General features: G+C 66.4%; 22 protein-coding genes and 1 pseudogene. 11 read left to right on the plus strand and 12 right to left on the minus strand.

Going from position 1 to position 18,283, the window contains the following annotated elements:
- Positions 1 to 272 precede the first annotated feature (272 nt).
- The gene (locus tag OG921_RS03030; protein ID WP_266110848.1) at positions 273 to 404 is read right to left on the minus strand and encodes a hypothetical protein; all 132 of its coding nucleotides are present in this window, start codon (positions 402 to 404) and stop codon (positions 273 to 275) included.
- A 1,208-nt stretch (positions 405 to 1,612) separates the two neighbouring features.
- On the opposite strand from OG921_RS03030, the gene OG921_RS03035 reads away from it, so the two are divergent.
- Together OG921_RS03035 and OG921_RS03040 are read left to right on the plus strand one after the other, a co-directional pair.
- Entirely contained in the window at positions 1,613 to 2,053 is a 441-nt protein-coding gene (locus OG921_RS03035) for a YbaB/EbfC family nucleoid-associated protein (protein WP_266110849.1), read from the plus strand.
- Positions 2,054 to 2,315: 262 nt separating this feature from the next.
- Positions 2,316 to 2,453, plus strand: coding sequence for a hypothetical protein (locus OG921_RS03040; RefSeq protein ID WP_266110850.1), 138 nt, complete (start codon positions 2,316 to 2,318; stop codon positions 2,451 to 2,453).
- 9 nt (positions 2,454 to 2,462) lie between these two features.
- Here OG921_RS03040 and OG921_RS03045 read toward each other — a convergent pair whose 3' ends face one another.
- The 4 genes from OG921_RS03045 to OG921_RS03060 are packed head-to-tail and all read right to left on the minus strand — an operon-like array spanning position 2,463 to position 6,227.
- Positions 2,463 to 3,803, minus strand: a complete 1,341-nt coding sequence (locus OG921_RS03045) for a hypothetical protein (protein ID WP_266110851.1) — start codon at positions 3,801 to 3,803, stop codon at positions 2,463 to 2,465.
- A complete protein-coding gene (locus tag OG921_RS03050; RefSeq protein ID WP_266110852.1) occupies positions 3,800 to 4,195 on the minus strand; it encodes a hypothetical protein in 396 nt (131 codons plus the stop codon). Before OG921_RS03050 ends, OG921_RS03045 begins: the two co-directional genes overlap by 4 nt.
- Positions 4,192 to 4,383: a hypothetical protein gene (locus tag OG921_RS03055; RefSeq protein ID WP_266110853.1), complete on the minus strand. Its 192-nt coding sequence runs from the start codon at positions 4,381 to 4,383 to the stop codon at positions 4,192 to 4,194. Before OG921_RS03055 ends, OG921_RS03050 begins: the two co-directional genes overlap by 4 nt.
- Positions 4,383 to 6,227 (minus strand): hypothetical protein, encoded by a 1,845-nt coding sequence (locus tag OG921_RS03060; RefSeq protein ID WP_266111043.1) that lies wholly within the window; start codon positions 6,225 to 6,227, stop codon positions 4,383 to 4,385. The genes OG921_RS03055 and OG921_RS03060 overlap by 1 nt, the downstream gene beginning before the upstream one ends.
- Before the next feature lie 108 nt (positions 6,228 to 6,335).
- On the opposite strand from OG921_RS03060, the gene OG921_RS03065 reads away from it, so the two are divergent.
- Positions 6,336 to 6,575: a type II toxin-antitoxin system VapB family antitoxin gene (locus tag OG921_RS03065; RefSeq protein ID WP_266110854.1), complete on the plus strand. Its 240-nt coding sequence runs from the start codon at positions 6,336 to 6,338 to the stop codon at positions 6,573 to 6,575.
- Positions 6,572 to 7,006, plus strand: a complete 435-nt coding sequence (locus tag OG921_RS03070) for a TA system VapC family ribonuclease toxin (RefSeq protein ID WP_266110855.1) — start codon at positions 6,572 to 6,574, stop codon at positions 7,004 to 7,006. The genes OG921_RS03065 and OG921_RS03070 overlap by 4 nt, the downstream gene beginning before the upstream one ends.
- A gap of 11 nt (positions 7,007 to 7,017) precedes the next feature.
- On the opposite strand, the gene OG921_RS03075 is transcribed toward OG921_RS03070, so the two are convergent.
- From OG921_RS03075 to pepN, 6 genes and pseudogenes are all read right to left on the minus strand, one after another.
- Positions 7,018 to 7,542, minus strand: coding sequence for a DUF5994 family protein (locus OG921_RS03075; protein WP_266110856.1), 525 nt, complete (start codon positions 7,540 to 7,542; stop codon positions 7,018 to 7,020).
- A gap of 165 nt (positions 7,543 to 7,707) precedes the next feature.
- Entirely contained in the window at positions 7,708 to 8,160 is a 453-nt protein-coding gene (locus OG921_RS03080) for a DUF5994 family protein (RefSeq protein WP_266110857.1), read from the minus strand.
- A gap of 123 nt (positions 8,161 to 8,283) precedes the next feature.
- Positions 8,284 to 8,543 (minus strand): annotated as a pseudogene (locus OG921_RS03085) (RDD family protein); the annotation flags it as partial.
- Positions 8,544 to 9,331: 788 nt separating this feature from the next.
- Positions 9,332 to 9,805, minus strand: coding sequence for an RDD family protein (locus OG921_RS03090; RefSeq protein ID WP_266110858.1), 474 nt, complete (start codon positions 9,803 to 9,805; stop codon positions 9,332 to 9,334).
- A complete protein-coding gene (locus OG921_RS03095) occupies positions 9,806 to 10,297 on the minus strand; it encodes a hypothetical protein (protein WP_266110859.1) in 492 nt (163 codons plus the stop codon). It abuts the gene before it with no gap.
- A 59-nt stretch (positions 10,298 to 10,356) separates the two neighbouring features.
- Positions 10,357 to 12,828 (minus strand): aminopeptidase N, encoded by a 2,472-nt coding sequence (pepN, locus tag OG921_RS03100; protein ID WP_266110860.1) that lies wholly within the window; start codon positions 12,826 to 12,828, stop codon positions 10,357 to 10,359.
- Positions 12,829 to 13,092: 264 nt separating this feature from the next.
- On the opposite strand from pepN, the gene OG921_RS03105 reads away from it, so the two are divergent.
- The 6 genes from OG921_RS03105 (at position 13,093) to OG921_RS03130 (ending at position 16,769) form a co-directional block, all read left to right on the plus strand.
- Entirely contained in the window at positions 13,093 to 13,299 is a 207-nt protein-coding gene (locus OG921_RS03105; protein WP_266110861.1) for a hypothetical protein, read from the plus strand.
- Positions 13,300 to 13,345: 46 nt separating this feature from the next.
- A complete protein-coding gene (locus OG921_RS03110; protein WP_266110862.1) occupies positions 13,346 to 14,269 on the plus strand; it encodes a hypothetical protein in 924 nt (307 codons plus the stop codon).
- A gap of 34 nt (positions 14,270 to 14,303) precedes the next feature.
- The gene (locus OG921_RS03115; RefSeq protein WP_266110863.1) at positions 14,304 to 14,540 is read left to right on the plus strand and encodes an antitoxin; all 237 of its coding nucleotides are present in this window, start codon (positions 14,304 to 14,306) and stop codon (positions 14,538 to 14,540) included.
- An 8-nt stretch (positions 14,541 to 14,548) separates the two neighbouring features.
- Positions 14,549 to 14,935 carry a type II toxin-antitoxin system VapC family toxin gene (locus OG921_RS03120; protein WP_266110864.1) on the plus strand — a complete coding sequence of 129 codons (387 nt, stop codon included), beginning with the start codon at positions 14,549 to 14,551 and terminating at the stop codon, positions 14,933 to 14,935.
- A gap of 89 nt (positions 14,936 to 15,024) precedes the next feature.
- Positions 15,025 to 16,125, plus strand: coding sequence for an LLM class flavin-dependent oxidoreductase (locus tag OG921_RS03125; protein ID WP_266110865.1), 1,101 nt, complete (start codon positions 15,025 to 15,027; stop codon positions 16,123 to 16,125).
- Positions 16,122 to 16,769: an FMN reductase gene (locus OG921_RS03130; RefSeq protein ID WP_266110866.1), complete on the plus strand. Its 648-nt coding sequence runs from the start codon at positions 16,122 to 16,124 to the stop codon at positions 16,767 to 16,769. The genes OG921_RS03125 and OG921_RS03130 overlap by 4 nt, the downstream gene beginning before the upstream one ends.
- 1 nt (position 16,770) lies before the next feature.
- Here OG921_RS03130 and OG921_RS03135 read toward each other — a convergent pair whose 3' ends face one another.
- On the minus strand, positions 16,771 to 17,124 hold the full coding sequence (locus tag OG921_RS03135; protein WP_266110867.1) for a DUF2834 domain-containing protein: 354 nt from the start codon (positions 17,122 to 17,124) through the stop codon (positions 16,771 to 16,773).
- 100 nt (positions 17,125 to 17,224) lie between these two features.
- Between OG921_RS03135 and OG921_RS03140 the strand changes: the two genes are divergently transcribed.
- Positions 17,225 to 18,277, plus strand: coding sequence for a triacylglycerol lipase (locus tag OG921_RS03140; protein WP_266110868.1), 1,053 nt, complete (start codon positions 17,225 to 17,227; stop codon positions 18,275 to 18,277).
- The last annotated feature ends 6 nt before the right edge of the window (positions 18,278 to 18,283 follow it).

Raw genomic sequence — 18,283 nt, forward strand, 5'->3', positions numbered from 1 at the left:
GACCGCGCACTCCTTGCTGCCGCGCACGATAGACACGCTGCCGATTCCGCGCGTGACGAAGGGTGCGGGTCCCGCAATCCTGGGCACATTGGAACTTCAATGTCCACCCCGACGACCCCGGGCCTTGCGAGTTACAGACTTACCGCCTGAAGCAAACGGTGTTCACCCTGTCAATCATGTCCGCATGCCTGAATCGCGCTCGGTGCAGTTGTGGGAGAACCGGGTTGGCCGCACAGTCGTGGCCGGCCAACCCGGATACTACCGCGCCGTGACTAGTTGCAGCGCGCAGACGGGACGACGGTTTCGGCCATCTCCACGATCTGGAGAGGTGTCGATTCCGAAACCTCGACTGCAAAATCGAAATCGTCTTCGGCGACCTCGAACTGCGTGGTGTCCTGCGTCATTCAAATTCCCCCTCTATCGACGTCGCCCACTATGAGCGACGGTCTCCTCCAATTGATCGTCGCCATAAATATCGCGACGGTCTTACACAGGACGCGCTAATGTCCTGCAAGACAAATAGTTTTCCTGATCCGAGCAAACTTAAGGCAGACGTAGACTTAATCCGGGCGAATTGTTGAAGTAGACGGATCGGACACGACTTCCGGAAACGGCCAGTTACGATCGCGCGAACTCCCAGAGAGAAGCGGAAGTCGGCGCTGCAGGACATTGCACAGCCGACGCTTAACAATAGCGCGTCGAGTTATGAACTGTGCGGTGCTGGTATCGAGAGCGACCCAGTTTGATACGCGGTCTTGGACAGCGCTACACGACACTGACATGACTCCCCCCGGATGTCATTGGCAGGCAACCCCCCGTTGATCTGCCGCCAACCATATTGATCTTCCTTGGGCGTGATGTCAACACGGCATCCCCAGCGGCGCCGAGCATGACTTCCTCTGCCGCAACAGGGTCCGAATCGCCCGAGGTGAGCGCCACGAGGGTGTCGCCGTCTCACCCGGTGCCGGCTGAACGGCTCGTCGGCTCACCCTGCCCAACGCTATGGCTCAGGCGATTCGCAATTGCCCGCCCATGTGAACCTCGGCCTACGACAACGACCGCGGCGTCCGACGGTGGGTGGATCGCCGGGTTAGTCGACCTGATGTACTGGCCGGACTCGATGCGGGTGATCGTGCGCAGAGGAAACCGCGCCCGGGTGCCCCTATGCAATTCACGGACCGTGACGGTCTCCGGTCGACCGTGTTTGGTCCAACACCTCCCAAAGTCAGCTCACCGAATCCACGCTGCGCCATCGTCGTCGCTGCCTCATGTACGGCGGCATCCGTGCCACGAAAGCAACTGTGCTACAGACCCTCCCGCTGCGAGTTGCGGACTGCGCCATATCTCTTGCGCGGTCGTGCAACTCGCCGGTGACCTGGTTGCCGGGACCCGACTGTTCGCCCTCACGAGGAGCGACGCAACGGCGGCGGGAGCCCAACAGCGGCTATGCGTGATCTCGATCGCACGCCGCATCAGCCTCACACAATGCTGCACACGACTGTGCCGCGATGCCAACACCAATCTGTGGACTGCTCGCCGCTGCAGTACAACACCGGAATCGCAAGTCACGAACGGCTTTAGGCAGGCGTGCGGAGTGAGTGGGCACGAGCGGATGAGTGACTACGCAAAGTCACCGCAGGAATGGTCCGACCGCAATGCCGCTCGGCTCGAGCAACTTCGGCGCTCGGGGGAAGCGAAGCGGGAAGCGATTGAATCGGTTCGAGGCCACGCGCAGAGTCGAACCGGTGCGGTGCAGGCGGAAGTAGGGTCCGCGGGCGAACTCCTCGATCTACGCCTCAGCGATACCGCGTTGACTATGGGGCCTGCCCGATTGGCCCGGGTGATCCAGGAGACGATCAACGAGGCGCGACGAGCGGCAGCAGACGCACTCACCGCGGCGCTGGGTACCGACGCGATGGATCGGGCGATCGAGATTCGCGACGAGCTCGCTGATCGGTCCGGAATCGGTCGTCCTGACCCACCAGCCCCGCCTGCCGACGACACCTTGGAGGAGGACTGGCCAACCGGACGCGGATTTCTGCGCGACCCGTAGGCGGCCCCCTGACCTGTACTGATACCCCCGCAGGCCCTGTGGAGGACACAGAAGACTCCACGTCGGGTAGTGTGGAACACAGCGGAGTCAAGACCGTCGTCCAGCGACTCTTGACCCAACTGGCCAATTGACCGACACTTCGGTTCAACGATTGGTACCAGACTCCGCCCCCGGCGCCGACTACCAGCAGCGCGCCGCTCTACTCAACTTGCGACGACCGCGTCCGCGGACCGTCGCCACCGCACCACACGAAAGAGACACCATGAACAAACTGCCCGAGTTCATCGAACCACCGCAGCCCGAGGGCGAGAAGAACCCGCCTGCCGACACCGCAGAACAGCAGGCAACCGACCGCAACAAATCGGCCGTCTACACGGACCTGTTCTCCCGCCGCGACTGACCACCCGGCTCACCCGCCGAACAGCAGATACAGCCCGGTGAACGTGTAGCCGACCATCGTCACCATCAGCGCCAACTGGCCGGTGAGCTGATACCCCTTCGGAAGCAGGCGCAGCGAACGATCGTGCGCCGCCACCACGCCGGCGATGTGCCCACCGAGCACACAGCACACCTTGATCGTCGCGAGCACCGACGGGTGCTGGGACAGCACGTAATTCACGTCCAGATCCCCAAGGCCCAGCAGATTCCAGCCGCGGTCGAGCGGATCGGCCAGCCGAATCACCGTCTGCTGCCCGCGCTCCACCAGATACGACAGATAGTGGGCGAAGATGTAGCCCACCACGATCGGGATCAGTGAGTGCGCCATCAGGCCCGGCATCTTTCGCCGACGCTCTGGCGTCAACCCGCCCGTCGCCCGCGTGGCGAGCGTGAACGTCCCCCATACCACCGCCACAAACACGAGCAGGCCGACCGTCCGCACGAGTGACGCCGGAACCGCATCGGACAGGTCGTCCACGGTCGAACGCCACTGCGGCATCGCGGAGAAGCTGTCGAACGCCGTCGAGCCGAGCAGAACCGACAGCACCGCAACGATTCCCGGGCGCACGGGCAACGTCAGCAAATGATCGAACGGGTTCCCCACCCCGACCGCTCCCCCCGCCCCGCGACGCAGCGGAGACAACCGGGACGCGACCACGCTGTACACGTCGAACGGGTCGGCGCGTGCGAGCCACCGATCCCCGCACAACACGGCACCACCCAGCGTCACCACGACGTATACGAGCAGCCACGACTCGATCGCCCGCTGCGACGCCGGCTCCGGCGAGGCGAGTTCCAGCCACACGAACGCGAACAAGCCCACCACCGCAGGCCAGTAGCCCCAGTGCACCGGATACTGCACTCGTGCCGTGTGCGGGTCGCGGCGCGACACCAGGCACACCATCCTGTGCACGGTCCGCACCGGCGAAATCACCCGCCACACCGGGCCGAACAGCACCGAGGCGAAAACCAGCCCGACCCACAGCAACACGTAAAACACACCCGGCAGCGCGTTCTCGCCGGACTGCGGACCGAAGAACGCAGCGATCACCACCCACACCGCGAAGAGCAGGGCAACGATCGCGACACCCCACCGCAGCACCGGCGAATCGACCGCCGCGCTCACCCACTGCGGCAACGGTTTTCCGGGCTTCTCGGCATCGAAGCGCGGCCGCTTCCACGCGAACGCGACCACCACGAACGAGGCCGTCAACGCCCACGCGGCGCCGATCAGCGCATAGGTGTAGGGAATCGGGAGATCCGATGAGCCGCCCAGCCCGTGGGCGAGCACGGTCATCCGGGCACCGCTCACTTGGTGACGTCGATCGTGGCGACCGTGCGCCCCAACTCGTGCAGTTCCACCTCGACCCGCCCCGGCACCGTCACGTCGAACTCGAAGCTCTGACCGGCACGCGGCTCGACCGTGAACTCGTGGTCGGGCACGGAATGCACGTGCAGCTCGTCCTCGGCATCGCTGGTCACGCGGAGCACGATCGGCTGACCGACAACGGCTTTCAGCTGCGCATTGGTCGGCGTGACCGAACCGTTCGCGATCGTGATGTCCACGGCCAGCTCATCCGCGCCGGACGCAACCGAAGTGAGCGTTGCCTCGGAATCCGACGACGAACTATCCGAGGATGAGCAGCCCACGGCCGCGGCCACCACGAATCCCATCGAAACCAGTAGCGTCGCTGCGCGAGTCATGTGTGTTCGTCGTTCCCTTCGTCGAAATCATCTGTGTACTCGGGATCGTCGCCGTCCTCGCCGCGCCGCCGTCGGTCCCGTACCGCCAGCCAGACCACCACCCCGGCGATGAGGATCGCGGGCCCAACCGCCGGAAGGGCAAGCAGCAGTGAATGGTCGGCGAGGTAGGTGACCTGCGGATCGGCCATTACGCGTGCGGTTGGACGCGCGGTCGTTGTTCGCGGCCTACCCCGGCGGACGAGCCGCTGCCGGCGATCCGGCCGGCACCCCAGGTGAGCGCCGCGATCAGGATCAACGTGCACACCAGAACCACCAGCGACGCCACCGAATACAGCCATGACGGATGGTCGAAGTTGCGTTCCCGCTGCAGTACCTTGATCTCCTCGACGAAGGGGCTTGTCTCCGAGGCCACGGCCGGCTTCTCCGTGGCGCCGATGCCCGGATCGGCGGGCAGGTAGATCGGCACCGCTGCCATCGTCGTACCGTCCTGCAGGCGCAGCAGGGTCTTCCACGATCCCCACACCGGAACGGGTTCGGTCGAGCGGTACTTCCCGGGACCGACCTCGTCGAGCCGATTGATGAACAGGCCGCGATCGTTGTCGAGACCGCCCTGCCACGCCAGAATGCTCACCCACTCGGGGTCGTCGCTCACCGCGTCATTCGGGTTCATCTGCACCTCTGCCGAGACCATCCGCTGTCCCCGATCGCTGGGCAGCTCGGTCAGCGTCACGGTGGCGGTGACGTCCTCGGGGACGGTGGTGCGCAGGCCGTTGCCGACCGCGAGACCCACGACCAGCACGGTCGCGACGACGACGGACACGCCGACCGCGCGGCGGGGCAACGGTTTACCGGTCAGCACCATGCTCAGCAATCCACCGCACAAGCCCATCAGCACGGCGACCGGAACGGCCATCGCCAACGCCTCGGCCCACATGCCGGTGGGCCATGGGTATTGGTAGACCGCGTCGATCCACAGCGACTCCAGCCACAGCCCGACCGTCCCGACCAGCAACCCGCCGACCACACCGAACACGATGGGCCGCTTGAACAGAGGCGTCAGCGCAAGCAGCTCGATCACGATCGCCGGCCCGAGGTAGAGCGCGAAAACGCTGTGCGGCGCACCGAGTCCGGCCTCGACCAGCAGCGCGACGGCGCCTCGCAGCACCGCGGCGAACACGGCGGCGACGAGCGCGGCCCACGGGCCGAGCGTCAACCGCGCGGCCACCAGCGCAAGCGCTGCGGCACCGGCGATCAGCATCGGTTGCAGCACCAGCCGGAACTGCTCGACGCCGAAGTCGTACTCGATCTGGAACACCGACAGGCCGATGACCAGACCGCCGAACGCCAGGCACCGGACGAGCCACATGCCCAACTTGTCGGGCGGGGAGTCCGGCGGCTTTGCCTGACGACCTTCCCGCTCGAGCAGCAGCACCGCGATGAGCGAGAGACCGGCGCCGCCGATGAGCATCAGGTGCGTCGGGCCCCACAGGGTGACGTCCTGCCCGAAGATCCGGTGCCAGATGTCGTCGAGCGGGAAGCCGATCAGGGCGTACAGCCCACAGCCCGCGAGCAGCAGGCCGCCCACCGGCACGTACCAGCCGCGGGTGATCCGGACGGCGGCCCGGCCGGGCCGGCCGAACGGCAGGATCATCGACAGCGCACCGGAGATGAATAGCAGAAACAGCCCTACGAGGATGAAGTAGTGCGCCGGGTTGGCCAGCGGCCCCGCGTCGCGGCCCTTGCCGATGTGCAGGCTGACGTCCCAGATGAACCCGAACAGCGCGCAGACGATGGTCGTGATGAACAGGAAGATCGGCAGCGCGGCCCAAGGTGGCCGGTGCGTCCATTTCCCGGCAAGTTCACCGAGGCGGGTCAGCCAGGTGATCCGGTGCGTGCGATGCAGGTAGGCGATCCACAACAGGCCCGCGGTGACCACCATGGCAGCGATGGACAGGCCAATTACCTGGTCCAGCGCCGCACCGCCGGACTCGTCGGCGGCGGCGAGAAAGGTGGGACTCGGAGTAACAGTCATTGTCACGCTCTGAGTATGAAGGATCGGGCTCGGCCTTACGACCGGTTGGTCCTACTTGGACGTGCGACTTCGTCGCATACCCACATATGGTTGCGTATGCTCGTATGCATGCGCACGTCGATGAACCTTCCCGACGCACTACTCGAGCAGGCTCGCGCGCACGCGACTGCCACGGGCCGCACGGTGACCAGCCTGGTGGAGGAGGCGCTGCGCAAGTTACTCGCCGAACACAGCGTCGAGGCACGAGCGCCGCGGGTCGCACTCACCACCGACGGCATGCCCGACGGACGCCTGCTTATCGACGTCACCGACCGCGCGGCACTCTGGGCAGAACTGGACCGCGCGTGATCCTGCCCGATGTGAACGTGCTCGTTTACGCATTTCGGGAGGGAGCGGAGAACCACCGCGAGTACACCGATTGGCTCACCGATCTGTTGTCCGGCGCCGACGAGCTCGCACTGGTCGACGCTGTCCTCGCCGGGTTTGTTCGGATCGTGACGCACCCGAGAATCAGTCAGCCGCCTGCTTCTACCAGCCTGGCGCTCGACTTCGTCGCGGATCTACGCAAGGCCCGCCGCGCCGTCTGGCTGCCCCCGACGACTGCCGTCTGGGAGCAGTTCGCGGAACTTTCGCGGCGTGACCGGGCAATCGGGGGCAACCTGGTTCCCGATGCGTACCTCGCCGCCACCGCGATTGTGCATGGCGCCGAGATCGCCACCGCGGACCGCGGATTCGCCCGATTCCCCGGGCTGCGCTGGTTCGATCCGATGGCAGGATAGCGCCGACGTGGTTAACGTCTGGCCAGAAGGCGATCGAGCGCACCGCCTTCGGAATCCCAGTCCGACTCTTCGCCGGTCTCGACTCGCGGCATGGTCACGACGCCGAGCAGTTCGCCAGTGGTCGACGTGTTGCCGGAAACCGCTGCCGCCGACAGGATCGCGCGCGCAGTTTCCGGATCCGTCTGCGCCGCCACGACGAGCAGCGTCAATCTCCTGCGGCCACGCCCGCCGATGGATACGGTGTCGGCCGCCTGGTAGTGGTACCCCGAGAGCTTGATACCGTTCCCGTCGAACAACATTCGCGTCGGCGCCCCGTCCCAGCCGTCGAATCTGTACGTCACGTTGACGACCCGGCCGAGCCGCTCGGATACCGCGGCGAACAGCGCAGGTAGCTCTGCGGCCAATTCTCGGCCTCGCGGCCACCATGCCCCATCGACGGCACCGGTCGCGGGTGCCGCCGGCTTCAACATCACCCGCGCCGCCAGCGGTGTAAGCGTGTCCCAAACGTCGTGGTGGGTACTGAGTTGTTGCGTCATGTCGACGCTCCTGCTCCTGCCGAGATCCGGCCAGATTCGTTGAATGGAAACGGCGTCGCATGAATGCGCGCGCGAAAGGCCTCCACTGCCTCCAACCCTACGCGCATACACCGACTTCGCCGACTACAGTGTCGTCATTGCCGGCAGCTCTCGGATCGATGGCCGCTAAGGAATTTTGTGGCCGCCGTCCACCACGGCACGCATGTCCTCGAAGGCGCGCTGCGGCAACGTGGTCGACGGAATGAGCACCAACATCGTGCAGCGACCATCGGTTCCGAATAGGAACATCACATCGGTGGGCTGGCCCAGCAGCGGCCCGGTGCAACGGATCCCATCGATGCCGTCGATGCGGCGTTGATTGACGCTCACCGTGTCCCAGTCGAACGCGACCCGTTCGATCGGACCCGTCCGTGGCGTCAGCGCCGAGATCACGTCGTGAAGCTGGGCGGTCAGATTCGATGTCCACGGCCACCAGGCGCCGCTCAGCTGTTCGGAGCCTGCACCCGGGCTGCGCAGAACCAGCCGGGGGGTGCGGGTTGGGCTCGGGAACGGCTGCAGCTGGTCGGCGGTGTCGACCTCGTCGAGTAGACCGATTCCCGGAACGGATTGTCGCGTCATGGCGGAGACTCCCTCATCGGAGGACGACGCCGACTGGTGTCCAACCGTGGCACTGTCGAGCGAACCGCCCAGCGACATTGCACCTCGATACGCTGAGCCTACGCCCGCACGTGCTTGCCCTGGTCAGAACACCGCTGGATCGGTCGGCGGACCGAGGTGCGGTTTCGGATTCGCGTGCCAGTCGTAAACCACGGCAGTCCCGAGCAGGATGTCCTGCAGCGAACGCCGTCGCCGATCGAGCACGGCCCAGTACAGCCCGAAGCCGAACAGCACGTAGAGCCACGCGCGCACGGCCGAGCGGCTGACGACGCGCAAGCCCATCGCGACCGCGCCACCGTGCGGCCGCTCGCCGCCCAGCACGTCGCGAGGTGGCCCGGGGAAAGAGGCTGCGGCGGCGCCCGGCTTCGAATACGCCCCGGGTCTCGAACAACGGGACACCGCAGTTGACTTCGGGTGCACGGCGGTGACGGTCCGCAACGCGGGCGATCGCTTCCGACGTTCGTGCTATCGTCTCGTCCGGGGGTTCCATCTCGGGGGAGATATCAGCCGTATTCGGCTGTCGTACAGGGGAATCACCACAATCCGCGACACGCCCCGAGCTGTCGCGCGCCCACTCGCAACGAAAAGAGGAACTGCAGTGTCTTTGACCCGGGGGAAGCACGTGGCTACTGCTCCAGCAAACAAGATCGGATGGGTTGCCGCCGTCGGCGCTGGTCCGATCACCCTTGCGCTCGTTTCGGCTGGCATGGCGAACGCCGCACCAGCAGACATGCGAACCGCGATCGATTCCGCTCTCCAGCCGGTCGCGAATGAGATTCAGGTGCCGACGGTCACAATCAATCCGAACCCGACGCCGAGTCCAGAGAAGATTGCCGAAGGGGTCTCGACGGCTCTCTCCATAGCTGGCGGAGCATGCGTGGGCGGCGGGATCGCCTGGGGCGTCGTCGGAGCAGTGGTCGGTCTGGGCATAGGAGCGGTGGTTGGCGCAGGCGTTGGGGCACCGGTTGGCGCTGGAATTGGTGCAGCGGTCGGGGCGGTCGGCGGATGCGCCGGGAGTGCGCTAATTATCGGCGTACCTGCAGGGGTCGGCGCGGCACTTTTCCACACCGACGTTCTGCGCGGCGGGACTCAGCCGATCTCCATTCCGTAGGAGCGGGCGCCTGTAGCGGCTTCACGCTCGATCGGTCGGCGGACCGAGGTGCGGTTTCGGATTCGCGTGCCAGTCGTAGACCACGGCAGTCCCGAGCAGGATGTCCTGCAGCGAACGCCGTCGCCGATCGAGCACGGCCCAGTACAGCCCGAAGCCGAACAGCACGTACAGCCACGCGCGCACGGCCGAGCGCGGCCAACCGAGCAGCTGGCCGCGACGGCTGACGACGCGCAAGCCCATAGCCACGGCGCCGACGGTGCGGCCACTCACGGCCCAGAAGGTGGTGAGGTAGACGAACGAGAACATGATGAACACGGTCATCGTGGCGAGGGCACCGATATCGGGGAAGGTGAATTCCTGTGGCGCGAAAAGCAATCGGGTCAACACCCAGCCCACGTACAGGCTGCCGATCGCGGTCACCACGACGATGACGTCGATACCGGCGGCGATGGTGCGGGTGACGACGCCGGCCGGCCGGTGCTCGGGTGACCGCATTCAGGGCCGGTCGATCGGGGCGGCGGGGGCGCGGCGTAGCACCCGGTCGACGATGCCCGACACCGCATCGTCGGCTCGCATGCCCTGCGTCCGCACGCCCGCGACCGCCTCGCTCGACATCGACCCGGTGGACTCGCGAATGATGTCCGGCAGGTCGATGCCATCCACGATCCGGTTCGCGATCACCACCAGGTCGACGTTGTCGTTGATCAGCTTTGTCAGGTCGACGTCGCCCACCGCCCCGCGCACGATGCTGCGGACCACCACCGCGACCGCGTGGTCGGCAACTCGGCCCACCTCGCGCAAGGCGGATTCGCCTCGCCGGTCGAGAATGACGAGCGCCGAGTCCACCACCGGCAGCCGTTGTGCCACAGCTCCGCCGAGGCGGGCGAGCCCAATCAGGCCGGCGACGGGTATTGCTGCCGCGCCAACCACCACCCGCGCCGGACCGATTGGTCCGGCGCCGGAAACCTCGGTACTCCGGTCCGCCATACCCGAGATTAACCCCGAACGGCTGCAACATTGTCCAGTCGATCAGATTGAACGTCCGGTCACACCGTATTGAATGCGCGAACCCGCAGGTCGCGGGCAAGATGGTCACGCTGCTCGATGACGAGTCGGCGCAGCGCGGCCGGCGCCTCGGCATTGGCCTCCAGCCAGGTGTCGACCGCGTCGAGGCCGTCCGAAGCGGGAAACAACCCGAGCACGATGCGCCGGGCGATCTCGATACTCCGCTGTTCCCAGACACCCCGAAGCGCCGCGAAATACTGCGTGTCGAACCGCGCGACCAGATCGCGCCGCCCACCTGTGCGGAACCCGGCGATCGTGGCGTCGAGGTGGTCGTTGGTCAGCGAGCGATCCTCGAAGGCCGACGTCCACGCCTGGGCCTTGACCTCTGCCTCCGGTCGCGCGGCCATCGCCCGGATCCAAGCTGTCCGCCCAGTCGCGGTCGCATCCGCGTCCAGTTCCGCATCCAGGTCCGCCGCCGACGCATGACCGGTCGCGGCAAGCGCTGTCCAGAGCAGCCAGCGCAGGTCGGGGTCGAGTTGCAGTCCATCCACCACGACGCTGCCGTCGAGGATGGCGCGAACTTCGGTGGCGCGGGAGTCGTCGTACACGGCTGCGGTCGCCGCCGCGCGGGCCCAGGTGAGCTGGGCACCGGAGCGGGGTGCGGCCTCGAACAGAGCCGCCCACGACGCGTCCAGCCACTCCAGCCGCGCCGCGCGACGCCCCGCGTCCGGAACGTAGTTCTGCACGGCATAGGCGGCATTCGCCGGCGCCGACTGCTGCAGCGCCGAATTCATCTCGGCTGGAGCATGATTGCGTACTACGGCCAGATACCGATCGGCTGCGAGCGCACCGTCGCGGCACGCGTTCCACAGCGCCGACCAGATCAGCCCGCGCGCAAGCGGATCGGCCACCCGCGACAGCGACGCCTCGACCGTCACCAGCGACCGCTCATCGAGCCGCACCTTCGCGAACGTCAGGTCCGCGTCGTTGAGAAGTATGAGCGGTGCGTCGGCCAGCTGCACCGGTGTGCGCGCGTCGGAGATGTCGAGCAGCTGCCGGCCCGAGAGCACCAGCGCCCCGGCATCGTCGAAGTCGTAGAGCCCCACCGCAAGCCGATGCGGTCGGGGGTCGGTTTGCACGATCGCGCCATCATCGAGGCGGATCGTCGAGACGCCGGTCGTCTGCAGCCACGCGCGCGACCACTCGGCGAGGTCGCGGCCCGAAGTCGCGGACAGGGCGGACAGCAGGTCGTCGAGGGTGGTGTTGCCGAAGGCGTGCTGCTGGAAGTAATTTCGCGCGCCCTCGTAGAATTCTTCGACCCCGACGTAGGCGACGAGTTGCTTGAGCACGCTCGCGCCCTTCGCGTAGGTGATGCCGTCGAAGTTGAGCTTGGCCGCCTCCAGATCGGGGATGTCCGCGACGATCGGGTGCGTGGTCGGCAACTGATCCTGCAGGTACGCCCACGCCTTGCGTCGGTTCGCGAACGCCACCCAGGCGTCACGCCACCGCGTCGCCTCCGCGCTCACCGCCGCGCCCATGTAGTCGGCGAAAGACTCCTTGAGCCACAGGTCATCCCACCAGCGCATGGTCACCAGATCGCCGAACCACATGTGCGCCATCTCGTGCAGGATCGTGTTCGCCCGAGCCTCGTATTGCGCATCGGTGGCGGCACCGCGGAACACGTAGGACTCGGTGAACGTCACGCAGCCCGGATTCTCCATCGCGCCGAGGTTGTATTCGGGCACGAACACCTGGTCGTACTTGCCGAACGGGTACGGGTAGCCGAAGTGGTCGTGATAGAAGTCCAGGCCCTGTTTCGTGACTTCCAGAATCGTGTCCGCGTCCAGATACTGCGCCAGCGACTTGCGGCACAGCACCCCAAGTGGAACCACGAGATCGTCTCGGCTCCATACAGATTCGACGCGATGGTACGGGCCGGCGACGATCACGGTGATATAGGTGGAGATCGGCAGGGTCGGCGCGAACTCCACCACCCCGGACTCGTCCGCAGCGTGGCTCGTCGCTTGGTTCGAAACCACGTGCCAGCCCGCCGGTGCTGTCACTACAAAGGCGAAGGGCGCCTTGAGGTCCGGCTGCTCGAAGCAGGCGAACACCCGACGGCAATCGGCCGGCTCGTACTGGGTGTAAAGGTAGATCTCGCCGTCCACCGGATCCTGGAACCGGTGCAGCCCCTCCCCCGACCGGCTGTACCGACCCGTCGCGGCCACCTCGACGACGTTGTGGGCGTCGAGTCCGGTCAGCGCGATCCGGGCTGCGTCATAGACCACCGGCACCGCCTCGCCGTTTACAGTGACCGACTCGACGGACTCGCCGACGAAGTCCAGCCAGGAATCGGATGCGTTCGCAGTGAATTCGACTGTGGTGACCGTCGGGAAGGTGACGCGCTCCGGGTCGGGGGCGGCGGAGAGGTCCAGTTCGACGCGGTAGCTCGTCACCGCGATCGCGGCGGCACGGGCGGCGGTCTCGGCGCGGGTGAGGTTCGCGGAGCTCATCCCTCGATCCTGCCAGCGCCGCGTACGCTGCGCGCTGACCTGCACGAATCCGAAATCCGCTGCCGCCCATCGCGCACGTTGCGAGGTGGTGTACAACCCGGTAATCTTTCGCGTCGGCCCACCCACCAATTTGATCTTGTGAGACGGGCCCGACTATGCGCTGCCCGGCGTGGCTCGACCCGCCGGCGACCGACCCGGCAAGTTCGACGGGTTGGCCCACGCGTGCGCGCAGCCGGGTTCGAGCGCACAAAAGGGAACACACGGATGAACGACGCCGACGTACTTCGCTACACGCTCGACTGGACAAGTACCAACCACTACGCGATCACAACCTCGCAGATCCTGACCGAGCTCATTTCGGTCGCCCGGCAGCACGCGGGCTCGCCGGACTGCGACGCGGCGATGCACGCCGCCGCACGCCGCCTCGAGGCGCGCGACAACGAGTTGGCACTGTCCGGCTCGGCGTTCTGATCCACTCGACTCACCAAGTCGGCGGAACGACAGGCAGACTGGGCGCATGAGTCCCGTGAGCCGCGGCCGGAAACCGAAGAAGAAGCCGAAGCAGCAGCGCAAGTCTGCCGGGCAGGAACGCGTCATCATCGGCGCCGGTGCCGACGAGCCCTGCGACTGCCCCGAGTGCACGGGCGAGCCCGATCTCGACGCAGTGATCGACCAGTTCATCGGCGTCAACGCCGAACTCCCCACGGCCTCGGATCCGCTCGACGGCGAGGTCGGCGGCGCGTTCATCCTCGCGCTGGTCGGCTCCGTCGGACCGGACTTCGAATACGCGATGGTCGACGGCATCCTGCCGGCCATCGAGGAACGCGCCACCCCCGAGGCGCTCGCCACGTTGCTCGCGGTCGGCTCCGTCGCGGACGGCCTGGTCGGCACGGCAGCGGATTCCGCCGCGGACCGACTCGCCGCGTCCGGAATCCCCCGCCCGCCGTGGGCCGACGAGGCACTGCTCCCGGTCGGATCCGCCGAACATCAAGTCCTCGCCGATGCCGACGAGACGATGTCGGTGCTGTCCTGCACGTTCAACCGCGCGGGTCGCGCACACGCGATGGTCGTCATCGTGGACGAGTTCGACTGCGGCGCCGCCAGCGAGATCGCGCTGCTCGAGGCGGACGAACTCGCCGGAGTGCTCGACGATTTTCGGACGGAAATGCGAGCAGAAGACATCGAGCTCGTCGCCGAAGCCATCGCTCCCGAGGAGTTTCGCTGGCAGGTGGACAACGCCCTGAGCATTCGGGCGGATCACGACTTCGAGGACGCCGAATCCGGGGAGGAACCCGAGCTCGAGGAAGAGGAGATCACCACCTACGAGTCCATGGCGGCCCTACTGCGCCGCCGGCTTCGCGATCTTCCCCGATCCGACAAGCCGCCCCGCCCGCACGGGGATGGCATCGAGTTCACGCCGGAGGGACCCCAACAGATGTAGCGCCATTTTAGCGCTGCAGCGCTAAACTAGCGCTATGGCTACGATTCAAGTCCGCGAGATTCCGGAGGACGCCTACGAGGTGATCCGCGAACGTGCACGCGCCGCCGGCCGGTCGATCCAGTCTTATATGCGCGATCTCATTGTCGAATTCGCGGCGACACCCACCACCGACGAGGTGCTGGCCGAGATCGCCAGCGCCAGAGAAAAGCACGGTCCGTCCCGAGTCACCCGGGAGTCGATCCTCGAGGCATTGGACGCGGATCGGCGGTGATAGTTCGGGTGATCGATGCCTCAGCACTGGTATTGGCCGTCGCTTCGACCGGCGCCCAGGCAGACGCCCTGCGAGATCGACTACCCGGTTGGCGCCTGTCCGCTCCGCACCTGATCGACGCCGAGTTTGGCAGCGTAATTCGCCGCCACGAACGGGCGGGCCTGCTCAGTCCAGAGCAGGCCCTCACCACGCTCCGAGCTACACCCGCGCTCATTGCGGATCGCTATCCGCACACCGGGCCAGTCGCCGAATCCGCCTGGGCGCTGCGCGCAAATCTCACGTTCTATGACGCGCTGTACGTCGCGCTCGCCGAACACCTTCGGGTACCGCTCGTTACGGCCGATGCCCGGCTGGCGAATGCTCCCGGTTTGCGGTGCGACATTGAGTTGGTTTGATGAGCGCCCCCCGGCCAGGCCCTTCGGAAATAAACCCCTCACCCCGCTCGTTACGGTGATTGAACCTTAAACTAAATGGGAGGGTCACCATGCAGTTCGGAATCTTCACCGTCGGCGACGTCACCACCGACCCGACCACCGGGCGCACCCCGACCGAGGCCGAGCGGATCAAGGCGATGGTCGCGATCGCGCAGAAGGCCGAAGAAGTCGGTCTCGACGTCTTCGCGACCGGCGAGCACCACAACCCGCCGTTCGTGCCGTCGTCGCCGACCACGATGCTCGGCTATATCGCCGCGCGCACCGAGAAACTGCTGCTGTCGACCTCGACCACGCTGATCACGACCAACGACCCGGTGAAGATCGCCGAGGACTTCGCGATGCTGCAGCATCTCGCCGACGGCCGCGTCGACCTGATGCTCGGGCGCGGCAACACCGGCCCGGTCTACCCGTGGTTCGGCCAGGACATCCGCAACGGTATCCCGCTCGCCATCGAGAATTACCATCTGCTGCACCGGTTGTGGCGTGAAGATGTCGTCGACTGGCAGGGCAAGTTCCGCACCCCGCTGCAGTCCTTCACCTCCACCCCGCGTCCGCTCGACGGCGTCGCGCCGTTCGTCTGGCACGGCTCGATCCGTAGCCCCGAAATCGCCGAGCAGGCCGCGTATTACGGCGACGGCTTCTTCGCCAACCACATCTTCTGGCCCACCGACCACTTCCAGCAGCTGATCGACCTCTACCGCCGCCGCTACGAGCACTACGGGCACGGCTCGGCCGATCAGGCGATCGTCGGACTCGGCGGACAAGTGTTCATGCGCAAGAACTCTCAGGACGCGGTGCGCGAGTTCCGCCCGTACTTCGACAACGCGCCGGTCTACGGGCACGGACCGTCACTCGAGGAATTCACCGAGCAGACCCCACTGACCGTCGGTTCGCCCCAGGAAGTAATCGACAAGACGCTCACCTTCCGCGAGCACTTCGGCGATTATCAGCGCCAGCTGTTCCTCATGGACCACGCCGGGCTGCCGTTGCAGACCGTGCTCGAGCAGCTCGATCTGCTCGGCGAGGAAGTGGTTCCGGTGCTGCGCAGGGAACTCGACGCCAAGCGCCCGGCGCATGTGCCGGACGGACCCACGCATGCCGCGCTCGTCGCTGCCGCCGCCGACAAGGAGAAGCTGGAGGCGCTACGGTGACGATTTACCGCGACGGGGCCGCACCGTTGACCACCCCTCGGATCACTGTCGTCACCGCCGGCCTCGGCCAGCCGTCGTCCACCCGACTGCTCGCCGACCGGCTCGCGGCCGCGACGACGAAACAGCTCGTATCCGCCGGGCGCACACCGCTGCTCGACGTGATCGAACTGCGCGACCACGCGCACGACCTCGCCAACAACCTGGTCACCGGATTCGCGCCGCCGGCCCTGCGGGAAGCGATCGAACAGGTCACCACCGCGGACGGGCTGATCGCCGTCACGCCGATCTTCACCGCCTCCTACAGCGGGCTGTTCAAGATGTTCTTCGATGTGCTGGAACCGGATTCGCTGACCGGGATGCCCGTCGTAATCGGTGCGACCGGTGGCACCCCACGCCACTCGCTGGCGCTCGACCACGCCGTGCGCCCGCTGTTCACCTATCTGCGTGCCATTGTCGTGCCGACCGGCGTGTACGCCGCGACCGACGACTGGGGTGCGGCCGACGGCGAGCATGCGCTCGCCGGCCGGATCGACCGGGGTGGACGCGAGCTCGCCGACCTCGTCGCCGGACGGCCCGCCCGTCGGGTCGCGGACCCGTACGCCGAGCCGACGCCGTTCGAGCAGCTACTCGCCGGGCAGGGTTGAGTCAGCCGTCGGACACAAGCTCCCGCAGTAGCAGGTACAACGGCACCGCGAAACAGATCCCGACGCCGAACGTCGCGGGGATGACAGCCCACCAGGCCCGCACCCCGCGCCGCTGCGCATCCCAGAACGACCACAGCCCAAACGCTCCGCTGGTGATCAAGAGGTCGGCCGTCAATTGTTGCGTGGGGATCGAGTCCACCCAATGCGCGAAATAGGCGCGGACGCTGGCCCCCGATAGCCCGTTCTCCTTGAAATACCGGTACACGAACGCATTCGGTGCGACGAAACCGATCACGGTCAGCAGGGTGAGAGCGGCGAGGCGGACGTTGCGCGAGGGAACGGGGCGGCTCGACATGGTGCGACTGTAGCCACCGTCCTACCGTTTCGACCCGGACGACACACCCGGTCGGTGATACTGCGAGAGCAGCATTCTCTCGACGACGCGAGGTGGCGTTATGCGGAGCACCTGGGTAATGGCAGCGGTGGCCGGACTTGCATTCTTGCTGGTCCGCGGGGTTGCGCAGGCAGTACCACCGCCCACGGCGTTCGCACCACCCAGCTCGCCCGGCCCCGCGCTGACCGTGCCACAGCAGGTGCTCGACGACGCGTTGGCATGCAAGACCGACCTGGCCGCCGCGGGGCAGGAACCCGTCCTGCTGCTCCCCGGCACCTCCACCACGCCGGAAGTCTCGTTCGACTGGAATTTCATTCCGGCCTTCGACGTGCTCGGTGTCCCGTACTGCACGCTCACGCTGCCGATGAACAACAACGGGGATGTGCAGATCCACGGCGAGTACGTCGTCAATGCGGTGCGCAGCATGTATGCCGAGTCCGGGCGCAAGGTGCAAGTGCTCGGTTGGAGTCAGGGTGGCGGTCCGATGCCGCGCTGGGCGCTGCGCTGGTGGCCGGACATCCGCCCGATGGTCGACGGCCTCATCGGCGTCGACCCCTCCAACTCCGGAAGCGCGGTCGGTGATCTGTTCGGTTGCGAGATTGTCGCGTTGGTGTGCCCGCCGGCCCTCTGGCAGCAGATGCCGCAGTCGAACTTCATCGCCGCGCTGAACTCGGGTGCGATGACCTTCTCCGAAGTGAACTACACGGTGATCTACAACCGGCTCAGCAATCTCGTCCAGCCGAACCTGAACGGTGAATCGTCTGCGCTGCCGCCCGGTCCCAACGTGACCAATATTGCGCTGCAGGACTTCTGCGGAGGCATGCTGTCGATGCTGCCCGACCACGGTGTCGCCGTTGGGAATCCCGCGACGCTCGCGCTGGTGCTCGACACGCTGGCGCACCCCGGCGCACCGGGCGACCCGAATCGAGTGGACCGGACGACGTGCGGGCAGCTGGGCACGCCGTACGTGTCGGCCGCCGATCAGGCGCAAGCCATCGGATCGTTGTACGCGGACGCGTTCCTGCGCACGGTCCCGCGGGACACCGTGCCGGCCGAACCGCCGCTGCGCTGCTATGTCTACACCACGGCCGCTCGGCCGGCCGGGTGCTCGTGACCGGTC

Origin of the sequence: Aldersonia sp. NBC_00410 (assembly GCF_026342035.1) — a bacterium.
Taxonomy (GTDB): Bacteria; Actinomycetota; Actinomycetes; order Mycobacteriales; family Mycobacteriaceae; genus Aldersonia.